12 protein-coding genes are annotated in these 8,096 nt (G+C 55.3%); 5 read left to right on the forward strand and 7 right to left on the reverse strand.

The window, feature by feature from the left end; genetic code table 11:
* Window positions 1-276 precede the first annotated feature (276 nt).
* Entirely contained in the window at window positions 277-846 is a 570-nt protein-coding gene (locus tag HZB29_12355; GenBank protein ID MBI5816390.1) for an NYN domain-containing protein, read from the forward strand.
* A gap of 101 nt (window positions 847-947) precedes the next feature.
* On the opposite strand, the gene atpE is transcribed toward HZB29_12355, so the two are convergent.
* The 5 genes from atpE to HZB29_12380 all read right to left on the reverse strand — a co-directional run bounded on the left by atpE (window position 948) and on the right by HZB29_12380 (window position 4,832).
* Window positions 948-1,274 carry an ATP synthase F0 subunit C gene (atpE, locus tag HZB29_12360; protein MBI5816391.1) on the reverse strand — a complete coding sequence of 109 codons (327 nt, stop codon included), beginning with the start codon at window positions 1,272-1,274 and terminating at the stop codon, window positions 948-950.
* Window positions 1,275-1,370: 96 nt separating this feature from the next.
* Window positions 1,371-2,033 carry a F0F1 ATP synthase subunit A gene (gene atpB, locus HZB29_12365; protein MBI5816392.1) on the reverse strand — a complete coding sequence of 221 codons (663 nt, stop codon included), beginning with the start codon at window positions 2,031-2,033 and terminating at the stop codon, window positions 1,371-1,373.
* Window positions 2,017-2,472: a hypothetical protein gene (locus HZB29_12370; GenBank protein ID MBI5816393.1), complete on the reverse strand. Its 456-nt coding sequence runs from the start codon at window positions 2,470-2,472 to the stop codon at window positions 2,017-2,019. The genes atpB and HZB29_12370 overlap by 17 nt, the downstream gene beginning before the upstream one ends.
* Entirely contained in the window at window positions 2,469-2,702 is a 234-nt protein-coding gene (locus HZB29_12375; GenBank protein ID MBI5816394.1) for an AtpZ/AtpI family protein, read from the reverse strand. The genes HZB29_12370 and HZB29_12375 overlap by 4 nt, the downstream gene beginning before the upstream one ends.
* Before the next feature lie 603 nt (window positions 2,703-3,305).
* Window positions 3,306-4,832 (reverse strand): B12-binding domain-containing radical SAM protein, encoded by a 1,527-nt coding sequence (locus HZB29_12380; GenBank protein ID MBI5816395.1) that lies wholly within the window; start codon window positions 4,830-4,832, stop codon window positions 3,306-3,308.
* A 112-nt stretch (window positions 4,833-4,944) separates the two neighbouring features.
* Between HZB29_12380 and HZB29_12385 the strand changes: the two genes are divergently transcribed.
* From HZB29_12385 to HZB29_12400, 4 genes are all read left to right on the forward strand, one after another.
* A complete protein-coding gene (locus tag HZB29_12385; GenBank protein ID MBI5816396.1) occupies window positions 4,945-5,178 on the forward strand; it encodes a type II toxin-antitoxin system HicB family antitoxin in 234 nt (77 codons plus the stop codon).
* A 46-nt stretch (window positions 5,179-5,224) separates the two neighbouring features.
* Window positions 5,225-6,055, forward strand: a complete 831-nt coding sequence (gene nadC, locus HZB29_12390) for a carboxylating nicotinate-nucleotide diphosphorylase (protein MBI5816397.1) — start codon at window positions 5,225-5,227, stop codon at window positions 6,053-6,055.
* Window positions 6,056-6,143: 88 nt separating this feature from the next.
* Window positions 6,144-6,347, forward strand: coding sequence for a type II toxin-antitoxin system HicB family antitoxin (locus HZB29_12395; GenBank protein MBI5816398.1), 204 nt, complete (start codon window positions 6,144-6,146; stop codon window positions 6,345-6,347).
* Complete coding sequence (locus tag HZB29_12400) at window positions 6,348-6,581, forward strand: type II toxin-antitoxin system HicA family toxin (GenBank protein MBI5816399.1); 234 nt, start codon at window positions 6,348-6,350, stop codon at window positions 6,579-6,581.
* Between the two features lie 102 nt (window positions 6,582-6,683).
* Here HZB29_12400 and HZB29_12405 read toward each other — a convergent pair whose 3' ends face one another.
* Together HZB29_12405 and HZB29_12410 are read right to left on the reverse strand one after the other, a co-directional pair.
* Window positions 6,684-7,109, reverse strand: a complete 426-nt coding sequence (locus tag HZB29_12405; protein MBI5816400.1) for a ferritin-like domain-containing protein — start codon at window positions 7,107-7,109, stop codon at window positions 6,684-6,686.
* Window positions 7,110-7,560: 451 nt separating this feature from the next.
* Entirely contained in the window at window positions 7,561-7,848 is a 288-nt protein-coding gene (locus tag HZB29_12410) for an RNA-binding protein (GenBank protein MBI5816401.1), read from the reverse strand.
* Between the last annotated feature and the right edge of the window lie 248 nt (window positions 7,849-8,096).

An 8,096-nucleotide genomic window follows, 5' to 3' on the forward strand; every position in this document is an offset into this window, starting at 1 on the left:
ATCCGTTAACGCCTCTAAAAACCTCATCTTCCGAGTCTCCTGTAACCACTCTGTCCGCTTCATGGCGTTTCCTCCTGGATACACCATAGAACCGGACAGTTTATGTGCTACAGACCCGGACAGTTTATGTGCTCTCTACATATTGTGCATATTCTCTTGACACTTATTAAGTGTCCCCCGATAATAATATTAGAATTTATTTGCCCCCCGTTCGCATTGCGGATGGCGTCAAGCCGGAAGCCCCGAACGGGGTATTTTTTTCTTTTCCGTAGATACATGAAGAAAAAAGCCGCTTTCTTTTTTGATGGCCAAAATCTTTTCCATTGCGCCAAGGAAGCTTTCGGCTATGAATTCCCCAATTACGATCCATTAAAGCTTGCTGAAAAGATATGTGAATTGAAAGATTGGAGCTTGGGGGGAGTTCGGTTTTATACTGGTGTCCCTGAGGAGAAAGATCACTATTTCATGCACTATTTCTGGTCTCAAAAAATCCGCCGCATGAAAAGGCAGGGACTGATCACTTTCACAAGACCCATAAGGCATGGCAAAGAAAAGGGCATTGATATCCGGATAGCGCTGGATATGGTGCGCATGGCAAGGCACGATAACTTTGATGTGGTGGTTGTTTTCAGCCAGGATCAAGATTTGTCAGAAGCTGTTGACGAGGTAAAGGATATCGCCCGTTTAAACGGCAAGCCTATACATATCGCTTCAGTGTATCCATTAAGCGGCGGATCGAAAAACCGGCGAGGCATCAACCATACCGAATGGATACCGGTTGACAAAACCATTTATGACGCATGTATAGATCACAACGAGTACAGACCTTCGCCAAAGCCTAAATAACAGGTATATTCACCCAAAAAACGGCCCCTCCATTACGGAGAGGCCGCCTTCTAAATGCTTCCCCGTGGCCGCCGGCCACGGATTCCAAAATCAGCGCCGCGCTATTTCAGCGGGTTTGCGTACAGGAGTAGCAGCACCACCACGAGGGTGTAGATCACCAGCGACTCGATGAGCGCAAGGCCGATGAGCATGTTGGTGAATATGCGGCCATAGAAGCCGGGATTGCGGGCCATGGCGTTCACGGCGCCGGAGACGGCGGAACCCATGCCGATACCGCCGCCGGCGGCGGCAAGGCCCAGGCCCACCACGCAGCCCAAAGCGATGTAGCTGTAGAACCCTTCATAGCGCCCTTCGGAACCGGCGGAAGCGGCGGCCGCGGCCGGCTCATGCTGGGCGAACGCCATCGGGGCAATGAACATCACGGCCATAAAAGCCAGCAGTGCGGCGGCTTTGAACGACTTTTTCACCTTTCTATCTCCTCAAATAAGTAACGCGCGATTGATCTTGATTGAAAACCCTTAAAGCTAGTGCGCCTCTTCGAGCGCCCCGGCTATATAAACCATCGAAAGCAGGATGAACACCAGCGTTTGCAGCACGCTTGTGAACACCGCGAAAGCTATCATCGGCATCGGCAGGAACACCGGGATAAGGAACCCGAGCACCAGGATCACCAGGTCCTCCCCGCGGATGTTGCCGAAAAGCCGCACCGCCAGCGTCAAAGGCCGGGCAAGATGCGAGATCACCTCTATGGGGAACATCAGCGGCATCATCCACCACACCGGCCCCAGGAAATGCTTTATGTAGCCGATTCCGTGGCGCGACACGCCCACGGACTGGTATATCACGAACACCGTGAGCGCCAGGGCTATGTTCGTGTTCACGTTGGCCGTCGGCGAGGTGCATCCGGGCAGAAGCCCGATGAAATTCGAGCAAAGGATGAAGAAAGCAAGCGCCCCTATCAGCGGGAAGAACTTGCGCCCGTCGTGGCCCAGTATGGAGTCCACAAACGACGCCAGCTCGGAGACGATCACTTCCATCACGTTCTGGAAGCCGGACGGCACCATCCGGAACGCCCCGCGCAAAAGAAGGGCCATGATTATAAAGCCGATCATCACCACCCATGTGTAGGTGACGTGGGCCTGGTGCTCCAGCCCCGGAATCGTAATATAGTTAATAGGCTCCTTCATGACTCTCCTTGAATGAAACCTGGTCCATTGAAAAATACGCGGCGAAAATCGCCACAGGCCCTATCGAAAGGCCCAATATGAGCGCCGGGAAGCTTATCCAGCCCGCGTCCGTAAAATACCACAGCGCCGCCGCAACCACCCCGAACCTTCCATAGAAAGAAAGGGCGGCCATCACCTTGGCGGAGTATGCCCCTGCGCTGTTCTTCAATATCAGCCCGCAGAACCTTTCCAGGTACACAAGGTTCATGATGGCCACGGCCCCGCCGAAGGCCAGCGAGAACGTCAACTTGAACCCAAGGAAAAGGCCGCACACCGCCACGGACGCGGCGTATATCGCCCCCGCGAAAAGTTTCAGCCGCCGGGTGGATGCGATCATACGCTCCTCGTCCGCCAGCTCCAGCTCCGCCGCCGGGGTCTCCGGCGTGTTATCAATATTCAATCCGATTCTTCCTTCATCGCGGCGCGGTACACGTTCAAAAAACCGGCCGCCACGCCGAACACTATGAATAGCAGCATCAGCCAAGGGGCTGTGCCAAGCCACCGGTCGAGCATAAGCCCCATCCACGTCCCTATTATTATGGACACGGCAAGCTGCGTCCCGACCGTCCCGAGAAGATAGAACTTCCTGTACGCTTTCAGCCGCGATTTTCTGTCGTCATCTTCCGGCATACGGCGCCACTCCCCAGGCGTAAGGCCAGCCGCAAGCGCGACAAACCCCGCCGAACTTGCGAACGGTAAAATTTATCAACTGGCTAACGGTGTGTCAAGGATTTTCAGGGGGAGGGATTGGCACCACGGAGGCACTTAAGGCACAGAGGGAGGAATTGCATTTCAATTTGTTCGTTGGTGTGGCGTTTTTCATCCCGCCGGCTTTTTGCTTTCCCGTGGTCTTCCCCGGCTGTTGCCCTGATGCTAATCGGGGTGTTCGTCACCCCGATGTCCCAAAGTCAAGAGTTTTATTGCTTCCCCGTGGTCGCCAGACCACGGAATCATTTTACCCGGGATGTTTGAGCCCGAAACGCGTCACCCCGGGCTTTTTAATATATCATGACGCCGGGGTGAAGAACGCCCCGCGGAGCAGGAAAGAACACCCCGCCGAGCGGGAAAGACCGTGGTCAGGCGACCACGGGGAAGCAAAAGCATAGATCAGGACGTCGGAGTGAAGCTCGCCCCGCCGAGCAGGAAAGAACACCCCGCCGAGCGGGAAAGACCGTGGTCAGGCGACCACGGGGAAGCAAAAGCATAGATCAAGCCGACGGGATGAAAAAATCTTTAATACTCCGCCGGGGGCGGCGCGCCGGTTTTGACATGAGCCGGGGCGGGGGAGAGGGCGTTGCGTATTTTTATGCTTAAGAACGCCAGCCCCATGATGAAATATTGCCGGAACCGGCGCCATGAGTTTATCCTTTTGGCAGCCTTTTGCACCTTCGCCCAAAGGCTCACCTTCAGCGCGCTCTGCGAGAAACGGAAAATGATGAGCGACAGTTGATACCACGTCAGCTTGTCCATGTACAGCGGTATGCGCCCCTGGGCCTCCGGCAGTTCCACGATGCGCGGGTCATCCTCCGCCGTCCACGTGAAATCGGGGGGAATCTTCCCCTCCGCCACAGCGCGTTTCCAAAGGTTGGTGGCGGGGTACACGTGCAAAATGGCCATGGAGCACTGGGCGCGGCCCCGCAGCGATTCGGCGAACCGCAGGGTCTCCTGCGCCTCCTCCCATGTTTCAGTGGGGTGGCTGAAGATGAAGAACGGATTGGCGGTGACGTTCATCTGGTTGGCCCAATCAATCACGTCCATGGCCTGTTTTAGCGTCGCTTTCTTATGGATGATCTCGTCGCACACACGCCTGGAGGCGGACTCCACCCCGAACCCGAAATGGTACATGCCTGCGGCCACCATCTTGTCGAAAAGGGGGCGCTCGATGGCGTCCACCCGGATCTCGCAGAACCAGTTTATGTCCAGGCGGCGCTCGATAATCATGTCGCAGATATTTTCCAGCCGTTTGGGGTTGTAGTTGAGCGTGTCGTCGTAGAACCATATGACCTTCGCGCCATACCTGTCCACGCAAAGCTCGATCTCCTCGATCACTTTTTCCGGCGTGACGCCGCGCACCCTGCGTCCCCAGTTTGTGGGGGTCGCGCAGAAGTTGCAGTCGAAGGGGCAGCCCCGGCTTGTCATGATGTTGGCGGCGGGGAGTTTCCCTTTGCCCGGCACATCCACCTTGAAGTTGTACAGCGCCATGTTTTCCAGATGCCGCGCGGGGAAGGGGAGGGTGTTAAGGTCTGGTATTTTCGTGCGTGGGCCGGTGAACACGATGGAGCCGTTGTTGCGGTACGATATCCCCTGTATCTTCACGAAATTCCGCGGGCCGCCCCCGGCCTCCATGGCGCGGACGAGCTCCACGATGGTCTCCTCCCCCTCGCCGGAGACGACGACGTCTATTTCCGGAATGTGCGAAAGGGTGTCCTCTCCCGTGGCGGTGCAATGAGGCCCGCCGATGACAACCAGCGTTTCCGGCCTGGCGCGTTTGACGGCGCGGGCCACGTCGAACGCCTCCAGACGGTTTTCGGTGGTGACGGTGATCCCGAAAATGTCAGGCGTTTCGTCACGGACGTGCTTTACGACATCGTCCACCGAATACTTTAAAATGTGGGCGGGCAATGTGGTGACAGGGACGCCCTCTTTTTCCAGCACGGCGGCCATGTACAGCACACCCAATGAAGGCATGCCCGATTCCTTCCACCTCTCGGCGAAATAGCCCTGGGGCGGAACGCACAAAGTTACTTTTTTTACTGCCATCAGGTTGCGCTGTCTAAAACAATGTCCATATAATCTATCACAGAGCGGCCCCGAAAGAGGGCTTGCAGGCCACCTAATTACGATATACTGAATCCAAAAGAAGGAGAAGGACTTGAAAACCTTCACAGCGTACATAGAATACGATCAGGAGACCAAACTTTACGTTGGCGTCATTCCCTGTGTCACCGGAGCTCATTCACAAGGCGCAAGCCTGGATGAACTCAAGGAAAATCTCAAGGAAGCTCTGGAGCTTTGCCTGGAGGGATACAGGGAGAGGGGAGAACTTGAAGACCTGCCTCAATTTGTCGGATTGCAGCAGATAGAAAGCACCCCGGCCAGCGGTTAATTACGATAAAAAGGATTCCGTGGTCGGGCGACCACGGGGAAGCAATATGATTCCCATCGATCAAAAACTCATCGAGACCGCATTGCGGGAGGATGCGTGCGGCAACGACATAACAACCCTGTCCACCGTGCCGGCTTCGGCCAGATGCGTGGCAAAACTTGTGGCCAAGCAGGACTTGACGCTGGCCGGCATAGGCCTTTTCGAAGCTGTGTTCAAAAAGCTGGACCGCAATGTCCTGGTGGCTAAAAAGTTCCGGGACGGGGCCATCGTGCCCAAAGGCGCCGTGATCGCCCTTGTTAAAGGGAAAGCGCGGGCGGTGCTCACAGCGGAGAGGACGGCGCTTAATTTCCTGCAACGGTTGTGCGGGATCGCCACCATTTCCGCAAGTTTCGTGGAAGCAGTGGATGGGACGCAAACTAAAATTCTCGACACCCGCAAGACCACCCCCGGCCTGCGCGACCTGGAGAAATACGCCGTGCGGATGGGGGGGGCGGAGAACCACCGGCGGGACCTTTCGGCCATGGCGCTGATAAAAGAGAACCACATCGCCGCCGCGGGGGGAATTGCAAAAGCAGTCCGCGCCGCGAAAAAAGCGGGGCGAGGCAGGTTTGTCGAAGTGGAGGTGACGAATCTCGCGGAACTGGCGGAGGCGCTGACCGCCGGGGCGGACAGAGTGTTGCTGGACAACATGACCCTCGCGATGGTGAAAAAAGCGGTGAAAATGGCCAAGGGGAGGGCGCAGACCGAAGCCTCCGGCAACATGAACCTTAAGACCGTCCGCAGGTACGCCAAGGCTGGCGTTGATTACATATCGGTGGGGGCGCTCACCCATTCGGCCCCTGCGGCGGACTTATCGCTGCTGATAGTGCTGGGCTAGCCGGCCAATCAGTCCGTTTGCGGGTATTTGACAATTGTGCATTCCGGGAAGTAAGCTTTACTATCCACTTGCATAATATGAGTATGCGATGAAACTGTCCATAAGCATCCACAAAGACGAAGACGGCGTTTATATCGCCGAATGCCCGGCGATTCCAGGTTGCATAAGCCAGGGGAAAACAGAGATGGAAGCCGAGGCGAACATCCGGGACGCCATTGAAGCATGCCTTGAAGTGCGCGAAGAGCTTGGGATGCCTTTGACAATTGTCACAAAGGAAATCGAGGTTGGTTGATTGGCTCCATCCATTCCGTTATTGCGGCCGGGTGAGGTTGTCAAAGCATTTCAGCGGCTCGGATGGACGGTGTCGAGGAAAAGGGGAATCCATATAATCATGACCAAGCAAGGGCATATAGCGACACTTTCTATTCCTGACCACCGGGAGACCGCGCGCGGCACGTTGCGGGGCCTTATTTCGTCCGCTGGAATAACGGTTGACGATTTTTTGGAAAATTTGAAAAAGCGTTAAAGATAAATTATTAGAGATTCACGCAATCCTGTGGTGGCCGGGCTGGAGCGGACTCTTTTCCGGCGATTTCATTTCTCATAACGGCAACATGCCAAGACCGCCTCACCCCTCGTCTAGCATGGTGGCGATATCCCGCTCGTGCTCTTCTTCCTGTATCAAAATGTCCTCCAGCGCGCGGCGAAGCCCGTATTCCTTCAGCGATTCGGCCTCGGATATCCTTTGCCTGTATGATTTGATGGCGTTGCGCTCACCCTTCAAGTCCTGTTGGAGCATCTTCTTGCCTTCCGGCGACGTCTCTATTTTCTCCACCTTAACGGTGGGGACGCCCCCAAGGTAATCTATCTGGCTGGAGATGGAGATGGCGTGGGCGATCTCCTCGTTGGCATGAACCAGAAGTTCCGCCTCGATGGCCTTGTATTTCGGGCCGGATATGGCTGCGGAGTGTTGGATATACTGGATGGCGGCGGCGTATTCCCACTCCAGGTCCTTGTTGAGTTTCGCTATCAGCTGTTTTTTAGTGATTGGCATGGCTTCGACCCTCCAGGTTTGTAACGAGCGGGATACTTGCGGCAATTATATCGCGGAAATGACAGGAGGGAGAAGAGAGAAAAGGCGAGGGGTGTGTAACCACGGAGGCACAGAGGCACGGAGGGAAGAAAGGGAATGGTTTTTAGTGTTCAGGTTTAGGCGCAGCTTTCATCCCGGCCATGGCGAGACGGAATCTATTTTGTGGCAATTCATGAATTGCCCCTGCGACCGTGATTTTGGAAGTGTTTCAGCAAACCGGGATAATGGCCTGCAAGCAGGTGTGACAACATGTAAAACGGTTTTGGTGGCGCCAAGGCGCGCCCCCCGGCAAGAAATTGATATTTCCCCCTCTGCGCCTCCGTGCCTCTGTGGTGAAAATTCCTCCCGGCGCCCCAAATAAAAAACGCCGGCGGGTTTGATTCCGCCGGCGGTCCGTCAGCAAAAATGGAATTTAGAAACTGCGCCTGGGAGCTCCTGTGTTGCCGCGCCGCTCCTGCGGGCGGGATTCGTTGACCTTCAGCTTGCGGCCGTCGAACGTGTAGCCGTCAAACTTGCTGATCGCCGCCTGGGCCGAATCCTCGGTTTCCATCTCAACGAAGCCGAACCCGCGGGAACGGCCCGTTTCCCTGTCAGTGAGGATCTTGACCGACGCCACCGCCCCGGCTTCCGAGAACAGCGTGTTAAGGTCTTCATCCTTCGTTTTGTAAGACAGGTTACCAACGTACAGTTTCTTTTCCATCGTAAAATCTCCAAGACATGAATTCGAACACCCACCCCTATGGGCAGGCAATTGTCAAATAGTAGCAGATTTACCGGAATTAATCTATTATTTTCATTGATTCGAAACGCGAGTCAATCCCTTTTTTAGTTGAAACTCCCGGCATGACCGTCACGCCGCTTTCACCATTATCTTCCCCGCCAGAGCCCGTTTCATGATCTCACGCAGTTCTGGCAGGTGTTTATAACCGCTCACTTTCCTCAACCTGG

Source organism: Nitrospinota bacterium (assembly GCA_016235255.1).
In the GTDB taxonomy this organism is placed as follows: domain Bacteria; phylum Nitrospinota_A; class UBA7883; order UBA7883; family JACRLM01; genus JACRLM01.

What these genes read in the sequence shown, in the direction of transcription:
- atpB (MBI5816392.1), bottom strand. Translation starts at nt 2,033, where the DNA reads ATGAAGGAGCCTATTAACTATATTACGATTCCGGGGCTGGAGCACCAG.
- HZB29_12395 (MBI5816398.1), top strand. Translation starts at nt 6,144, where the DNA reads ATGAAACTGTCCATAAGCATCCACAAAGACGAAGACGGCGTTTATATC.
- HZB29_12355 (MBI5816390.1), top strand. Translation starts at nt 277, where the DNA reads ATGAAGAAAAAAGCCGCTTTCTTTTTTGATGGCCAAAATCTTTTCCAT.
- HZB29_12405 (MBI5816400.1), bottom strand. Translation starts at nt 7,109, where the DNA reads ATGCCAATCACTAAAAAACAGCTGATAGCGAAACTCAACAAGGACCTG.
- HZB29_12410 (MBI5816401.1), bottom strand. Translation starts at nt 7,848, where the DNA reads ATGGAAAAGAAACTGTACGTTGGTAACCTGTCTTACAAAACGAAGGAT.
- HZB29_12375 (MBI5816394.1), bottom strand. Translation starts at nt 2,702, where the DNA reads ATGCCGGAAGATGACGACAGAAAATCGCGGCTGAAAGCGTACAGGAAG.
- nadC (MBI5816397.1), top strand. Translation starts at nt 5,225, where the DNA reads ATGATTCCCATCGATCAAAAACTCATCGAGACCGCATTGCGGGAGGAT.
- atpE (MBI5816391.1), bottom strand. Translation starts at nt 1,274, where the DNA reads ATGGCCGTGATGTTCATTGCCCCGATGGCGTTCGCCCAGCATGAGCCG.
- HZB29_12380 (MBI5816395.1), bottom strand. Translation starts at nt 4,832, where the DNA reads ATGGCAGTAAAAAAAGTAACTTTGTGCGTTCCGCCCCAGGGCTATTTC.